The organism is Pseudomonas sp. G34 (assembly GCF_031119625.1).
In the GTDB taxonomy this organism is placed as follows: domain Bacteria; phylum Pseudomonadota; class Gammaproteobacteria; order Pseudomonadales; family Pseudomonadaceae; genus Aquipseudomonas.
On the sequence record NZ_JAVHZV010000027.1, the window covers coordinates 220,091 to 234,035 of the forward strand.

The 13,945-nt window shown below is 56.5% G+C and carries 28 protein-coding genes; all 28 read right to left on the minus strand.

The features are described 5' to 3' along the window. Positions 1-43: 43 nt before the first annotated feature. Positions 44-1,045, minus strand: coding sequence for a DNA-directed RNA polymerase subunit alpha (locus tag QYS36_RS17815; RefSeq protein ID WP_308840751.1), 1,002 nt, complete (start codon positions 1,043-1,045; stop codon positions 44-46). Between the two features lie 22 nt (positions 1,046-1,067). Continuing rightward, positions 1,068-1,688: a 30S ribosomal protein S4 gene (rpsD, locus tag QYS36_RS17820; RefSeq protein ID WP_013789774.1), complete on the minus strand. Its 621-nt coding sequence runs from the start codon at positions 1,686-1,688 to the stop codon at positions 1,068-1,070. Positions 1,689-1,705: 17 nt separating this feature from the next. After that, the gene (gene rpsK, locus QYS36_RS17825) at positions 1,706-2,095 is read right to left on the minus strand and encodes a 30S ribosomal protein S11 (protein ID WP_013789773.1); all 390 of its coding nucleotides are present in this window, start codon (positions 2,093-2,095) and stop codon (positions 1,706-1,708) included. A gap of 30 nt (positions 2,096-2,125) precedes the next feature. Continuing rightward, positions 2,126-2,482: a 30S ribosomal protein S13 gene (gene rpsM, locus QYS36_RS17830; protein ID WP_074890145.1), complete on the minus strand. Its 357-nt coding sequence runs from the start codon at positions 2,480-2,482 to the stop codon at positions 2,126-2,128. Positions 2,483-2,613: 131 nt separating this feature from the next. Further along, a complete protein-coding gene (rpmJ, locus tag QYS36_RS17835) occupies positions 2,614-2,730 on the minus strand; it encodes a 50S ribosomal protein L36 (RefSeq protein WP_002555468.1) in 117 nt (38 codons plus the stop codon). A 28-nt stretch (positions 2,731-2,758) separates the two neighbouring features. Next, complete coding sequence (gene secY, locus QYS36_RS17840; protein ID WP_070887127.1) at positions 2,759-4,087, minus strand: preprotein translocase subunit SecY; 1,329 nt, start codon at positions 4,085-4,087, stop codon at positions 2,759-2,761. Continuing rightward, a complete protein-coding gene (rplO, locus tag QYS36_RS17845) occupies positions 4,088-4,522 on the minus strand; it encodes a 50S ribosomal protein L15 (protein WP_308840752.1) in 435 nt (144 codons plus the stop codon). It lies immediately after the preceding gene. 3 nt (positions 4,523-4,525) lie between these two features. Continuing rightward, complete coding sequence (gene rpmD, locus QYS36_RS17850) at positions 4,526-4,705, minus strand: 50S ribosomal protein L30 (protein WP_013789769.1); 180 nt, start codon at positions 4,703-4,705, stop codon at positions 4,526-4,528. Positions 4,706-4,707: 2 nt separating this feature from the next. Beyond that, positions 4,708-5,208 carry a 30S ribosomal protein S5 gene (gene rpsE, locus QYS36_RS17855; protein WP_013789768.1) on the minus strand — a complete coding sequence of 167 codons (501 nt, stop codon included), beginning with the start codon at positions 5,206-5,208 and terminating at the stop codon, positions 4,708-4,710. 3 nt (positions 5,209-5,211) lie between these two features. Beyond that, the gene (gene rplR / locus QYS36_RS17860; RefSeq protein WP_003293038.1) at positions 5,212-5,562 is read right to left on the minus strand and encodes a 50S ribosomal protein L18; all 351 of its coding nucleotides are present in this window, start codon (positions 5,560-5,562) and stop codon (positions 5,212-5,214) included. Between the two features lie 11 nt (positions 5,563-5,573). Next, the gene (gene rplF, locus QYS36_RS17865) at positions 5,574-6,107 is read right to left on the minus strand and encodes a 50S ribosomal protein L6 (RefSeq protein WP_013789767.1); all 534 of its coding nucleotides are present in this window, start codon (positions 6,105-6,107) and stop codon (positions 5,574-5,576) included. 12 nt (positions 6,108-6,119) lie between these two features. Continuing rightward, on the minus strand, positions 6,120-6,512 hold the full coding sequence (gene rpsH, locus QYS36_RS17870) for a 30S ribosomal protein S8 (protein WP_073267846.1): 393 nt from the start codon (positions 6,510-6,512) through the stop codon (positions 6,120-6,122). A 184-nt stretch (positions 6,513-6,696) separates the two neighbouring features. Beyond that, positions 6,697-7,002, minus strand: coding sequence for a 30S ribosomal protein S14 (gene rpsN, locus QYS36_RS17875; RefSeq protein WP_013789765.1), 306 nt, complete (start codon positions 7,000-7,002; stop codon positions 6,697-6,699). Positions 7,003-7,015: 13 nt separating this feature from the next. After that, positions 7,016-7,555, minus strand: a complete 540-nt coding sequence (gene rplE / locus QYS36_RS17880; RefSeq protein ID WP_013789764.1) for a 50S ribosomal protein L5 — start codon at positions 7,553-7,555, stop codon at positions 7,016-7,018. A gap of 19 nt (positions 7,556-7,574) precedes the next feature. Next, positions 7,575-7,889 (minus strand): 50S ribosomal protein L24, encoded by a 315-nt coding sequence (gene rplX / locus QYS36_RS17885; protein WP_042552938.1) that lies wholly within the window; start codon positions 7,887-7,889, stop codon positions 7,575-7,577. A gap of 11 nt (positions 7,890-7,900) precedes the next feature. Further along, entirely contained in the window at positions 7,901-8,269 is a 369-nt protein-coding gene (rplN, locus tag QYS36_RS17890) for a 50S ribosomal protein L14 (protein ID WP_002555479.1), read from the minus strand. 23 nt (positions 8,270-8,292) lie between these two features. Further along, the gene (rpsQ, locus tag QYS36_RS17895) at positions 8,293-8,559 is read right to left on the minus strand and encodes a 30S ribosomal protein S17 (protein ID WP_106738645.1); all 267 of its coding nucleotides are present in this window, start codon (positions 8,557-8,559) and stop codon (positions 8,293-8,295) included. A gap of 2 nt (positions 8,560-8,561) precedes the next feature. Further along, positions 8,562-8,753, minus strand: coding sequence for a 50S ribosomal protein L29 (rpmC, locus tag QYS36_RS17900; protein ID WP_002555481.1), 192 nt, complete (start codon positions 8,751-8,753; stop codon positions 8,562-8,564). Then, positions 8,753-9,166: a 50S ribosomal protein L16 gene (gene rplP, locus QYS36_RS17905; RefSeq protein ID WP_003243901.1), complete on the minus strand. Its 414-nt coding sequence runs from the start codon at positions 9,164-9,166 to the stop codon at positions 8,753-8,755. Before rplP ends, rpmC begins: the two co-directional genes overlap by 1 nt. 12 nt (positions 9,167-9,178) lie before the next feature. Beyond that, positions 9,179-9,865 (minus strand): 30S ribosomal protein S3, encoded by a 687-nt coding sequence (rpsC, locus tag QYS36_RS17910; protein WP_308840753.1) that lies wholly within the window; start codon positions 9,863-9,865, stop codon positions 9,179-9,181. Positions 9,866-9,878: 13 nt separating this feature from the next. Continuing rightward, positions 9,879-10,211 carry a 50S ribosomal protein L22 gene (gene rplV, locus QYS36_RS17915; RefSeq protein ID WP_003103908.1) on the minus strand — a complete coding sequence of 111 codons (333 nt, stop codon included), beginning with the start codon at positions 10,209-10,211 and terminating at the stop codon, positions 9,879-9,881. Positions 10,212-10,222: 11 nt separating this feature from the next. Continuing rightward, complete coding sequence (gene rpsS, locus QYS36_RS17920; protein WP_013789761.1) at positions 10,223-10,498, minus strand: 30S ribosomal protein S19; 276 nt, start codon at positions 10,496-10,498, stop codon at positions 10,223-10,225. 16 nt (positions 10,499-10,514) lie between these two features. Beyond that, the gene (rplB, locus tag QYS36_RS17925) at positions 10,515-11,339 is read right to left on the minus strand and encodes a 50S ribosomal protein L2 (protein WP_073267839.1); all 825 of its coding nucleotides are present in this window, start codon (positions 11,337-11,339) and stop codon (positions 10,515-10,517) included. Between the two features lie 14 nt (positions 11,340-11,353). Further along, positions 11,354-11,656 carry a 50S ribosomal protein L23 gene (rplW, locus tag QYS36_RS17930; RefSeq protein ID WP_013789759.1) on the minus strand — a complete coding sequence of 101 codons (303 nt, stop codon included), beginning with the start codon at positions 11,654-11,656 and terminating at the stop codon, positions 11,354-11,356. Then, complete coding sequence (rplD, locus tag QYS36_RS17935; RefSeq protein ID WP_308840754.1) at positions 11,653-12,255, minus strand: 50S ribosomal protein L4; 603 nt, start codon at positions 12,253-12,255, stop codon at positions 11,653-11,655. The genes rplW and rplD overlap by 4 nt, the downstream gene beginning before the upstream one ends. Before the next feature lie 12 nt (positions 12,256-12,267). Beyond that, complete coding sequence (rplC, locus tag QYS36_RS17940; RefSeq protein WP_308840755.1) at positions 12,268-12,903, minus strand: 50S ribosomal protein L3; 636 nt, start codon at positions 12,901-12,903, stop codon at positions 12,268-12,270. A gap of 82 nt (positions 12,904-12,985) precedes the next feature. Next, positions 12,986-13,297: a 30S ribosomal protein S10 gene (gene rpsJ, locus QYS36_RS17945; RefSeq protein ID WP_010486970.1), complete on the minus strand. Its 312-nt coding sequence runs from the start codon at positions 13,295-13,297 to the stop codon at positions 12,986-12,988. Between the two features lie 180 nt (positions 13,298-13,477). Next, positions 13,478-13,945 (minus strand): EF-Tu/IF-2/RF-3 family GTPase (locus QYS36_RS17950; RefSeq protein WP_308838525.1); only part of this gene is annotated, 468 nt, incomplete at its 5' end.

Here is a 13,945-nt window from a genome sequence, read left to right on the forward strand (position 1 = left end):
GGTTCAATTCCTTACCAAACTACACGTTCGGTGATGATGACGATCAGGCAGTCGCCTTGTCGTCTTTCTTCAGACTTGCCGGCGGCCAGTTGTCGAGGCGCATACCGAGGGACAGACCGCGGGAAGCCAGAACGTCCTTGATTTCGGTCAGGGACTTCTTGCCCAGGTTCGGCGTTTTGAGCAGCTCTACTTCGGTGCGCTGAATCAGATCACCGATGTAGTAGATGTTCTCTGCCTTGAGGCAGTTGGCCGAACGAACGGTCAGTTCCAGGTCATCAACCGGACGGAGCAGGATCGGATCGATCTCGTCTTCCTGTTCGATTACCACGGGCTCGCTGTCACCTTTGAGGTCGACGAATGCAGCCAGCTGCTGTTGCAGGATGGTTGCAGCACGACGGATAGCCTCTTCAGGATCCAGGGTACCGTTGGTTTCGAGGTCGATAACCAGCTTGTCCAGGTTGGTGCGCTGCTCGACGCGAGCGTTTTCCACCACGTAAGACACGCGACGCACCGGGCTGAAGGAAGCGTCGAGCTGCAAGCGACCAATGCTGCGGCTCTCGTCTTCATCACTCTGGCGCGAATCAGCTGGCTCATAGCCGCGACCACGAGCTACTACGAGCTTCATGTTCAGCGCGCCATTGGAGGCCAGGTTGGCGATTACGTGGTCGCCGTTGACGATTTCAACATCATGATCCAGCTGAATGTCGGCAGCGGTTACGACGCCAGAGCCCTTCTTCGCCAGAGTCAGTGTAACTTCGTCTCGACCGTGCAGTTTGATGGCCAGACCTTTGAGGTTGAGCAGGATTTCAATGACGTCTTCCTGAACACCTTCAATGGCGCTGTACTCATGGAGTACACCGTCAATCTCGGCCTCGACTACTGCACAGCCAGGCATGGAGGACAACAGGATGCGACGCAGCGCGTTGCCCAGGGTATGGCCGAAACCACGCTCGAGAGGCTCGAGGGTGATCTTGGCGCGGGTCTGACTGACCACCTGCACATCGATATGGCGGGGGGTCAGGAACTCATTTACCGAAATCTGCATGGATGCACCTATTTTCTAGCCCTTACTTGGAGTAGAGCTCGACAATCAGGCTCTCGTTGATGTCAGCGGAGAGATCACCACGAACCGGAACGCTTTTGAACACGCCGGATTTCTTCTCGGTGTCTACATCTACCCACTCAACACGGCCACGCTGAGCACACAGCTCAAGAGCCTGAACGATGCGCAGCTGATTCTTCGACTTCTCGCGAACTGCAACCACGTCACCAGCTTTGACCTGGTAGGACGGTACGTTGACAGTCTTGCCGTTTACGCTGATCGCTTTGTGCGAAACCAGCTGACGGGACTCGGCACGGGTAGCGCCGAAGCCCATACGGTAAACGACGTTATCCAGGCGGCACTCGAGCAGTTGCAGCAGGTTTTCGCCGGTAGCGCCTTTCTGGCTGGCTGCCTGCTTGTAGTAACCGCTGAATTGACGCTCCAGTACACCGTAGATACGACGAACTTTTTGCTTCTCACGCAGCTGGGTGCCGTAGTCGGACTGACGGCCACGGCGCTGACCGTGGATACCTGGGGCTGCTTCGATGTTGCACTTCGATTCCAGGGCGCGAACGCCGCTTTTCAGGAAAAGATCAGTGCCTTCACGACGAGACAGTTTGCATTTGGGACCAATGTAACGAGCCATTTCTCACTGTCTCCTGATTACACGCGACGCTTCTTCGAAGGACGGCACCCGTTATGCGGGATAGGCGTCACATCGGTGATGCTGGCGATCTTGTAACCGCAGCCGTTAAGAGCACGGACGGCGGACTCACGACCCGGACCTGGGCCCTTGACGTTGACGTCGAGGTTCTTCAGGCCGTATTCCAGCGCAGCTTGACCAGCACGCTCAGCAGCCACCTGGGCAGCGAACGGGGTGGACTTGCGGGAACCGCGGAAACCCGAACCACCGGAAGTAGCCCAGGACAGGGCGTTACCTTGACGGTCGGTGATGGTCACGATGGTGTTGTTGAAAGAAGCGTGGATGTGGGCGATGCCATCAACCACCGTCTTCTTGACTTTCTTACGAGTACGAGCAGCAGGTTTTGCCATGACTAAATTCCTGTCGATTCGCGAACGCGATTACTTGCGGATCGGCTTACGCGGGCCCTTACGGGTGCGTGCGTTGGTCTTGGTGCGCTGACCGCGAACCGGCAGACCTTTACGATGACGCAGGCCGCGGTAGCAACCCAGATCCATCAAGCGTTTGATTTTCATGTTCACTTCACGGCGCAGATCACCTTCGGTATTCACCTTGGCGACTTCACCACGCAGCTGCTCGATCTGCTCGTCAGAGAGATCCTTGATCTTTGCTGCCGGGTTAACCCCGGTAGCGGCACAGATTTTCTGTGCAGTGGTGCGACCAACACCAAAGATGTAGGTCAACGAGATAACAGCGTGCTTGTTATCCGGAATGTTAACGCCTGCAATACGGGCCATTCAGTGGAACTCCAATTGACAGCTACCTACGCCCCGGAAGCCAAGAAATGGGGCGCGAGATATTAGCGCTGTAGAAACAAATAATCAACCCGGCAGCGCACTAGCTGCCGGGCTTATAGCGTCGATCACATTCAGCCTTGGCGCTGTTTGTGACGCGGTTCCGCGCTGCAAATTACTCGTACCACACCTTCACGGCGAATAATTTTGCAGTTGCGGCACAGTTTTTTCACCGATGCACGAACTTTCATCACCAACTCCTCGAACCTTATGGACACTTCAGCGGAGCATGCCGCTGCCGTAGCCCTTCAGGTTGGCTTTCTTCATCAGGGATTCGTACTGGTGCGAAACGAGGTGCGATTGTACTTGCGACATGAAGTCCATCACAACCACTACCACGATCAGCAACGAGGTCCCGCCAAGGTAGAACGGTACGTTGGCCGCCACCACCAGGAACTGGGGCAACAAGCATACGGCCGTCATGTACAGAGCACCGAACATGGTCAAGCGGGTCAGAACGCCATCGATATAGCGCGCCGACTGCTCACCGGGACGGATACCCGGAATAAAGGCACCGGACTTCTTCAGGTTTTCCGCTACGTCTTTCGGGTTGAACATCAGTGCCGTGTAGAAGAAGCAGAAGAAAATGATCCCTGCACTAAACAGCAAAATGTTCAACGGCTGACCAGGAGCGATAGCCTGTGAAATATCCTGCAGCCAGCCCATACCTTCGGACTGACCAAACCAGGCACCCAGCGAGGCCGGGAATAACAGAAGGCTGCTGGCGAAGATGGCCGGGATTACGCCCGCCATGTTCACCTTCAACGGCAGGTGGCTGGTCTGCGCAGCAAAGACCTTGCGGCCCTGCTGACGCTTGGCGTAGTGCACCGCAATGCGACGCTGACCACGCTCAATGAACACCACGAAACCGATGATCGCTACTGCCAGCAAACCGATGGCGATGAGGGCGAAGATGTTGATATCGCCCTGCCGTGCAGACTCGAAAGACTGCCCGATCGCCGACGGCAGACCGGCTACGATGCCCGCAAAAATCAGCATCGAAATACCGTTGCCAACACCGCGCTCGGTGATCTGCTCGCCTAACCACATCATGAACATCGCACCCGCCACGAAGGTGGTGACTGCAACGAAGTGGAAGCCGAAATCAGCCGAGAACGCTACGCCCTGGCTCGCCAGGCCAACGGACATGCCGATAGCCTGAACGAACGCCAGAACCAAGGTGCCGTAGCGGGTGTATTGACTGATCTTGCGACGACCAGCCTCACCTTCCTTCTTCAACTGCTCCAGCTGCGGGCTCACGGCGGTCATCAGCTGCATGATGATCGATGCCGAGATGTACGGCATGATCCCCAGTGCAAAGATGCTCATCCGCTCCAGCGCGCCGCCGGAAAACATGTTGAACAAGCTAAGAATGGTCCCCTCATTCTGTCGAAACAGATCGGCCAGACGGTCAGGGTTTATACCGGGAACTGGGATATGCGCGCCGATTCGATAGACGATGATCGCCATGAACAGAAAGCGCAGACGAGCCCAGAGTTCGGACAACCCGCCACCAGCCAGAGCAGAGAGAGCACCTTGCTTAGCCATTTATTCCTCGAACTTACCGCCAGCTGCTTCGATAGCCGCACGCGCACCTTTGGTGGCAGCGATACCTTTGAGGGTGACCGCGCGAGTAATCTCACCGGACAGCATGACTTTCACACGCTGTACGTTTTGATTAATCAGGTTGGCATCCTTCAGCGCTTGCAGAGTAACTACGTCGCCTTCGATCTTGTTCAGCTCGGAGGTGCGGATTTGCGCACGATCCATGGCTTTCAGAGATACGAAACCGAACTTGGGCAGACGACGGTGCAGAGGCTGCTGGCCGCCTTCGAAACCCGGAGCAATGGTGCCACCGGAGCGGGAGGTCTGACCCTTGTGGCCACGGCCACCGGTCTTGCCCAAACCACTACCGATACCACGGCCCGGACGGTGCTTCTCGCGACGGGAACCCGGCGCTGGACTCAAATCGTTCAGGTACATGGATCAACCCTCCACACGGAGAAGGTAATAAGCCTTGTTGATCATGCCGCGGTTTTCCGGAGTATCCAGAACTTCGACGGTATGATTGATGCGACGCAGGCCGAGACCCTTGACGCAGGCTTTATGATTGGCCAGACGGCCATTGGTGCTCTTGATGAGAGTCACTTTGACGGTGTTAGCCATGGTTAGAGAATCTCCTCGACGCTCTTGCCACGCTTGGCCGCAACCGAATCCGGAGACTGCATAGCCTTCAGACCTTTGAAAGTGGCATGCACCACGTTCACAGGGTTGGTCGAGCCGTAGCACTTGGCCAGGACGTTCTGCACACCAGCGACTTCCAGGACGGCACGCATGGCGCCACCAGCGATGATGCCGGTACCTTCGGAAGCAGGCTGCATGTAAACCTTCGAAGCGCCGTGGGCGGACTTCATGGCGTACTGCAGGGTGGTGCCGTTCAGATCAACTTGGATCATGTTGCGACGAGCAGCTTCCATCGCCTTCTGGATGGCAGCCGGCACTTCACGGGATTTGCCACGGCCGAAACCTACACGGCCCTTGCCATCACCTACCACGGTCAGCGCGGTGAAGGTGAAGATACGGCCGCCTTTAACGGTCTTGGCAACGCGGTTCACCTGAACCAGCTTCTCGATATAGCCTTCGTCGCGCTTTTGGTCGTTATTTGCCATAACTTAGAACTCCAGCCCGCCTTCACGAGCAGCATCAGCCAGCGCTTTCACACGGCCGTGGTACTTGAAGCCAGAACGGTCGAATGCAACCTGGGTCACACCAGCGGCTTTCGCACGCTCGGCAACCAGCTCGCCAACTTTCTTGGCCGCGTCGACGTTGCCGGTGGCGCCGTCACGCAGTGCTTTGTCCAAGGTAGAGGCGCTGGCCAGAACCTTGCTGCCGTCGGCCGAGATGACCTGGGCATAGATGTGCTGCGAAGAGCGATACACGCAGAGACGCACGGCTTCGAGCTCGTGCATTTTCAGGCGTGCTTTGCGAGCGCGACGCAGACGAGTAACTTTTTTGTCGGTCATTTCCTAGCCCCTTACTTCTTCTTGGCTTCTTTACGGCGGACGACTTCGTCAGCGTAACGAACACCTTTGCCCTTGTAAGGCTCAGGACGACGGAAATCACGAATCTCCGCAGCAACCTGACCAACCAGCTGCTTATCGACACCCTTGATCAGGATCTCGGTCTGGTTCGGGGTTTCGGCCACAACGCCTTCCGGCAGTTGGTAGTCGATAGGGTGAGAGAAGCCCAACGCCAGGTTAAGCACCTGACCCTTGGCCTGTGCCTTGTAACCAACACCGATCAGCTGGAGCTTGCGCTCGAAGCCTTGGCTTACGCCGATGACCATGTTGTTGACCAGAGCACGGGTAGTACCAGCCATCGCACGAGTCTGCTGGTCGCCGTTGCGAGCAGCAAAACGCAGCTCACCGGATTCCTGCAGAACTTCAACGGACGAGTGAACGTTCAGTTCCAGAGTGCCCTTGGCACCCTTCACCGAAAGCTGCTGACCGGCGAGTTTGATCTCTACACCAGCAGGCAGCTTGACGGGGTTCTTAGCAACGCGAGACATGCTTATCCCCCCTTAGAACACAGTGCAAAGCACTTCGCCGCCGACACCGGCAGCGCGCGCAGCGCGGTCCGTCATCACACCTTTGTTGGTGGAGACGATGGAAACACCGAGACCGCCACGAACTTTCGGCAGATCATCGACGGATTTGTACTGACGAAGGCCAGGACGGCTGACGCGCTTGACTTCCTCGATGACCGGACGGCCTTCGAAGTACTTCAGCTCGATGGACAGCTGTGGCTTTGCTTCACCATTGATTTCATAACCGGCAATGTAACCTTCGTCTTTGAGAACTTTGGCTACAGCCACCTTCAGCGTGGAAGACGGCATGCTTACGACGGACTTTTCAGCCATCTGGGCATTACGGATACGAGTTAGCATGTCCGCTAACGGGTCCTGCATACTCATGGGCTAGACGCTCCTGATACAAAAAGAATTAGCCTCTCGGCTAAGAATCACCAGAACTCACGGAAATCCGGGCTCAGGCGAGCCGGGCATTCTAGAGACTGATCAAAAATGAATCAAGCCCCAAAAGGGGCTTGATTGATATTGCTTGTACGCCGGAGCACGCTCCGGCGTTTGCCGCGTCGGCTTACCAGCTGGCTTTGACCAGACCTGGTACGTCGCCACGCATGGCTGCTTCACGCAGCTTGATACGCGACAGACCGAACTTGCGGAACACACCGTGCGGACGACCGGTGATGCGGCAGCGATTGCGCAGGCGCGAAGCGCTGGCATCACGTGGCTGCTTCTGCAGAGCAACGCTGGCTTCCCAGCGTGCTTCCGGAGTTGCGTTCTGATCCACGATGATGGCTTTCAGCTCGGCACGCTTTTTGGCGTACTTGGCAACCGTGCGCTGACGCTTCAGCTCGCGGTTTTTCATGCTCGTCTTGGCCATGTTCCTACTCCAATCAGTTGCGGAACGGGAATTTGAAAGCGCGCAGCAGAGCGCGGCCTTCATCATCCGTACGGGCAGTGGTGGTCAGGGTGATGTCCAGACCACGCAGCGCATCGATCTTGTCGTAATCGATTTCCGGGAAGATGATCTGCTCTTTCACGCCCATGCTGTAGTTGCCGCGGCCATCGAAGGACTTGGCATTCAGGCCGCGGAAGTCACGCACGCGCGGCAGGGAGATGGACAGCAGACGATCCAGGAACTCGTACATACGCTCGCGACGCAGAGTGACCTTGACGCCAATCGGCCAACCTTCACGAACCTTGAAACCTGCGATCGACTTGCGGGCATGAGTCACAACGACTTTCTGACCGGTGATCTTCTCGAGGTCGGCAACGGCGTTTTCGATGACTTTCTTGTCACCGATCGCTTCGCCCAGGCCCATGTTCAGGGTGATCTTGGTGATGCGCGGAACTTCCATCACGTTGGCCAGCTTCAGTTCTTCCTTCAGCTTGGGCGCGATTTCCTTCCGGTAAATCTCTTTCAGTCGTGCCATGGTGTTTTACCTATGATTCTCAAGCGCCAACCGGCTTCTGGGTGGACTTGAAGACACGAATTTTCTTGCCGTCTTCGACTTTGAAACCAACGCGGTCAGCCTTGTTGGTTTCGCCGTTGAAAATGGCAACGTTGGAAGCGTGCAGTGGCGCTTCTTTTTCGACGATACCGCCTTGAACGCCCGACATCGGGTTCGGCTTGGTATGACGCTTCACCAGGTTGATGCCACCGACGACCAGACGGTCGTCAGCGAGAACCTTGAGCACCTTACCGCGCTTACCTTTGTCTTTGCCGGCGATCACGATGATCTCGTCGTCACGACGAATCTTTTGCATGTCGGATCTCCTTAAAGCACTTCAGGGGCGAGCGAGACGATCTTCATGAACTTCTCGGTACGCAGCTCACGGGTCACTGGCCCGAAGATGCGGGTACCGATCGGCTCTTGCTTGTTGTTCAGCAGAACAGCAGCGTTGCCGTCGAAGCGAATGATCGAACCATCGGCACGGCGAACGCCGTGACGGGTACGAACGACCACTGCGGTCATGACCTGACCTTTCTTCACTTTACCGCGCGGAATTGCTTCCTTGACGGTGACTTTGATGATGTCGCCGATGCCGGCGTAGCGACGATGCGAACCGCCCAACACCTTGATGCACATGACACGACGTGCACCGCTGTTGTCAGCCACATCGAGCATGGATTGAGTCTGAATCATAAAATTTCTCCGACCCTTAGCTCTTAGACTTCGACGGCGCGTTCGACGACTTCAACCAGAGCCCAGGACTTGGTCTTGGACTGCGGACGGGTTTCGCGGATGGAAACCTTGTCGCCGATCTTGCATTGGTTGGATTCGTCGTGAGCGTGCAGCTTGGTCGAACGCTTGACGTATTTACCGTAGATCGGGTGCTTTACGCGACGCTCGATCAGAACGGTGATGGTCTTGTCCATCTTGTCGCTGACAACACGGCCGGTCAGCGTACGGACTGTTTTTTCGGCTTCAGCCATGATCACTTACCTGCCTGCTGGTTGAGCACAGTTTTCACACGAGCGATGTCGCGCTTAACTTGCGAGAGCAGGTGAGACTGCCCCAACTGGCCAGTTGCCTTCTGCATGCGCAGATTGAACTGGTCGCGCAGCAGGCCGAGCAGTTGCTCGTTCAGCTGCTGTGCTGATTTTTCACGAAGTTCATTCGCTTTCATCACATCACCGTCCGCTTAACAAAAGTGGTGGCGAGCGGCAGCTTTGCAGCAGCCAGGGCGAAAGCCTCACGCGCCAACTCTTCGGAAACGCCTTCGATCTCGTACAGGACTTTGCCTGGCTGGATCTGGGCTACCCAATATTCAACGCCACCCTTCCCTTTACCCATCCGCACTTCGAGAGGCTTCTTGGTAACCGGCTTGTCCGGGAAAACGCGAATCCAGATCTTCCCGCCACGCTTTACGTGACGAGTCAGAGCACGACGAGCGGACTCGATCTGACGGGCGGTGAGACGACCGCGGGCAACGGACTTCAGCGCGAACTCGCCGAAGCTGACCTTGCTACCGCGCTGAGCCAGACCACGGTTGTGGCCGGTCATCTGCTTGCGGAACTTCGTACGCTTTGGTTGCAACATGATGCGTACTCCTTATTTCTTAGCAGCTTTACGAGGCGCAGGTGCTTGCGGCTTCAGCTCTTCATGGCGGCCACCGATGACCTCGCCCTTGAAGATCCAAACCTTCACACCGATCACACCGTAAGTGGTGTGCGCTTCGTAGGTGGCATAGTCAATGTCGGCGCGCAGGGTGTGCAACGGCACACGACCTTCGCGATACCACTCGGTACGTGCGATTTCCGCACCGCCGAGACGACCACTCACCTGGATTTTGATGCCCTTGGCACCAATACGCATGGCGTTCTGTACAGCGCGCTTCATGGCGCGACGGAACATAACGCGACGCTCCAGCTGCTGAGCTACGCTCTGCGCAACCAGCATACCGTCGAGCTCCGGCTTGCGGATCTCTTCGATATTGATGTGCACGGGCACACCCATTTGCTTGGTCAGGTCCTGACGCAGCTTCTCAACATCTTCACCTTTCTTGCCGATCACGATGCCGGGACGAGCGGTGTGGATGGTGATACGTGCGGTTTGCGCCGGGCGAGCAATGTCGACACGGCTTACGGACGCGCTTTTTAATTTGTCGAGGAGGTATTCACGCACCTTCAGATCAGCGAACAGGTAGTCCGCATAAGTCCGACCGTCTGCGTACCAGACGGAGGTGTGTTCCTTGACGATTCCCAGGCGAATGCCAGTGGGATGTACTTTCTGACCCATCTGATCGACTCCGTTACTTGTCCGCAACCTTGACAGTGATATGGCAAGACCGCTTGACGATGCGATCAGCGCGGCCTTTGGCACGCGGCATGATTCGCTTCAGCGAACGCCCCTCGTTGACGAAAACGGTGCTGACCTTCAGGTCATCAACGTCTGCGCCTTCGTTGTGCTCGGCGTTGGCTACAGCCGACTCCAGCACTTTCTTCATGATTTCCGCGGCTTTCTTACTGCTAAAAGCCAGCAGGTTGAGCGCTTCGCCCACCTTCTTCCCGCGGATCTGGTCGGCGACCAAGCGGGCTTTCTGGGCGGAGATGCGAGCGCCCGACAACTTAGCGGCTACTTCCATTTCCTTACCCCTTAACGCTTGGCTTTCTTGTCAGCCACGTGCCCACGATAAGTGCGGGTACCGGCGAACTCGCCCAGTTTGTGGCCGACCATGTCTTCGTTCACGAGAACGGGGACGTGTTGACGACCGTTATGCACGGCGATGGTCAGACCGACCATCTGCGGCAGAATCATCGAACGGCGCGACCAGGTTTTAACCGGCTTGCGATCGTTCTTTTCTGCTGCCACTTCGACCTTCTTCAGTAGGTGAAGATCGATGAAAGGACCTTTTTTCAGAGAACGTGGCACTGTCGTATCCCTCTAGTTACTTGCGACGACGGACGATCATGTTGTCGGTGCGTTTGTTACCACGAGTCTTCGCGCCCTTAGTCGGGAAGCCCCATGGAGACACCGGATGACGACCACCAGAGGTACGACCTTCACCACCACCGTGTGGGTGGTCGACCGGGTTCATGGCAACACCACGAACGGTCGGGCGAACGCCACGCCAGCGTTTGGCACCAGCTTTACCCAGCGAACGCAGGCTGTGCTCGGAGTTCGAGACTTCGCCCAGGGTCGCGCGGCATTCGGCCAGCACTTTACGCATTTCACCGCTGCGCAGACGCAGGGTGACGTAGACGCCTTCACGAGCGATCAGCTGAGCCGAAGCACCAGCGGAACGAGCGATTTGAGCACCTTTGCCCGGCTTCAGCTCGATACCGTGAACGGTCGAACCTACCGGAATGTTACGCAGCGGCAGGCTGTTGCCGGCCTTGATCGGCGCCATCGAACCTGCAACCAGCTGATCGCCGGCGCTCACACCTTTCGGTGCGATGATGTAACGACGCTCACCGTCTGCATACTTCAGCAGGGCGATGTGCGCAGTACGGTTCGGGTCATATTCAACGCGCTCGACAGTGGCTGGAATGCCATCTTTGTCGTTGCGACGGAAATCGACCAGACGATAATGCTGCTTGTGACCACCACCGATATGACGGGTGGTGATACGGCCGTTGTTGTTACGACCGCCAGTCTTCGACTTCTTCTCGAGCAGTGGAGCATGAGGAGCGCCTTTGTGCAGCTCCTGATTGACCACCTTGACCACAAAACGGCGGCCCGCGGAAGTCGGTTTGCATTTAACGATTGCCATGATGCACCCCTTCCTTACTCAGCACTGCTGGTGGCGAAATCGAGATCCTGGCCTGGCTGAAGGGAGATGATCGCCTTCTTCCAGTCGTTACGCTTGCCCAGACCGCGAGCGGTGCGCTTGCTCTTACCCAGAACGTTCTGAGTCGTCACATGCTGAACCTTCACGCTGAACAGGCTTTCGACGGCCTTCTTGATTTCCAGCTTGGTTGCGTCAGTCGCAACTTTGAAAACGAACTGGCTTTTCTTGTCTGCCAGAGTCGTGGCCTTCTCGGAGATGTGCGGGCCAAGCAGCACTTTGAATACGCGTTCCTGGTTCATCCCAGCAGCTCCTCGAATTTCTTCACGGCAGAAACGGTAACCAGTACCTTTTCATACGCGATCAGACTGACCGGATCGGAACCCTGAACGTCACGAACGTCGACGTGCGGCAGGTTGCGAGCAGCCAGGTACAGATTTTGGTCAACTGCATCGGACACGATCAGGACATCAGTCAGACCCATGTCATTCAGTTTGCCCAGCAGTTCTTTGGTTTTCGGAGCTTCGACAACGAAGTCTTCTACCACTACCAGACGGTCGCTACGGACCAGCTCAGCAAGAATCGAACGGATCGCAGCGCGATACATCTTCTTGTTCAGCTTCTGATCATGGTTCTGAGGACGAGCTGCGAAGGTCACACCACCGCCACGCCAGATCGGACCACGAGAAGTACCAGCACGAGCACGGCCAGTACCTTTCTGACGCCATGGGCGCTTACCGCCACCGGATACGTCGGAACGAGTCTTCTGTTGCTTGCTGCCCTGACGGCCGCCGGCCATGTAGGCCACAACTGCTTGGTGAACCAGGGTCTCGTTGTAATCACCACCGAAAGTCGCATCGGACACTTCGATCGCTTGAGCGCCATTTACATTTAATTGCATGTCAGCTTCCCCTTAACCGCGAGCCTTGGCAGCCGGACGTACAACCAGGTTGCCGCCAGTAGCGCCAGGAACGGCACCCTTGACCAGCAGCAGGTTGCGTTCAGCATCCACGCGCACTACTTCCAGGGACTGCACAGTCACGCGCTCAGCACCCATGTGACCGGACATTTTCTTGCCCTTGAAGACACGACCCGGAGTCTGGCACTGGCCAATCGAACCCGGAACGCGGTGGGACACGGAGTTACCGTGGGTGTTGTCTTGGCCGCGGAAGTTCCAACGCTTGATGGTACCGGCAAAGCCTTTACCCTTGGACTGACCGGTCACGTCGACCAGTTGACCAGCTTGGAAAATTTCAGCGTTGATCAGATCGCCAGCCTGGTAGTCGCCTTCTTCAAGACGGAATTCCATGACGGTACGACCTGCCGCGACGTTCGCCTTGGCGAAGTGACCGGCCTGAGCCTTGCTGACACGAGAAACGCGACGCTCACCGACAGTGACCTGCACTGCGCGATAGCCATCGGAGTCCTCAGTTTTGAACTGGGTGACGCGATTCGGCTCGATCTCGATGACCGTAACCGGAATGGAGACACCTTCTTCGGTGAAAATACGGGTCATGCCCGCTTTTCGACCGACTACACCAATAGTCATGTTGTAACCTCATGAGTGTACGGGGCTTTCACCCGCTATGGCCGCCCATTTCAGAGCGTTACACGACTAAAACCGCCAGGTTTTAGCCGAGGCTGATCTGCACTTCCACGCCAGCCGCAAGATCAAGCTTCATAAGAGCATCAACGGTTTTATCCGTTGGCTGGACGATGTCCAGTACACGCTTATGAGTGCGGATTTCGAACTGATCGCGCGCGTCTTTGTTGACGTGTGGCGAAGTCAGAACGGTGAACCGCTCTTTGCGAGTTGGCAGAGGAATCGGACCACGCACCTGAGCACCAGTACGTTTCGCGGTTTCCACGATTTCCTGGGTTGATTGATCGATCAGGCGATGGTCAAAAGCCTTCAACCGTATACGGATTTGTTGGTTTTGCATTTTGACCTCAGATTCCAAGCTGCGAGTCCCCTTCAACAGACGCATTACGCCCGTTAAAAGGAGGCGTGATTCTATAGATGCCCCCACAGGGTGTCAACCCGGTTAGAAAATAACCAACAAAGCCGACGCCCATAAAAAAGCCCCCGCAAAGCGGGGGCTTTTTTTACTTCAGATCATCGATTACTCGACGATCTTGGCAACCACGCCAGCACCAACGGTACGGCCACCTTCGCGAATGGCGAAGCGCAGGCCGTCTTCCATGGCGATCGGCTTGATCAGGGTGACAACCATTTTGATGTTGTCGCCCGGCATTACCATCTCAACGCCTTCCGGCAGTTCGCACGAACCGGTCACGTCAGTGGTACGGAAGTAGAACTGCGGACGGTAGCCCTTGAAGAACGGGGTGTGACGACCACCTTCTTCCTTGGACAGAACGTACACTTCAGCTTCGAACTTGGTGTGCGGCTTGATGGTGCCCGGCTTGGCCAGAACCTGACCACGCTCTACGTCGTCACGCTTAGTGCCGCGCAGCAGAACGCCACAGTTCTCACCAGCACGACCTTCGTCGAGCAGCTTGCGGAACATCTCGACACCGGTGCAGGTGGTCTTGGTGGTGTCACGCAGACCAACGATCTCGATTTCTTCCTG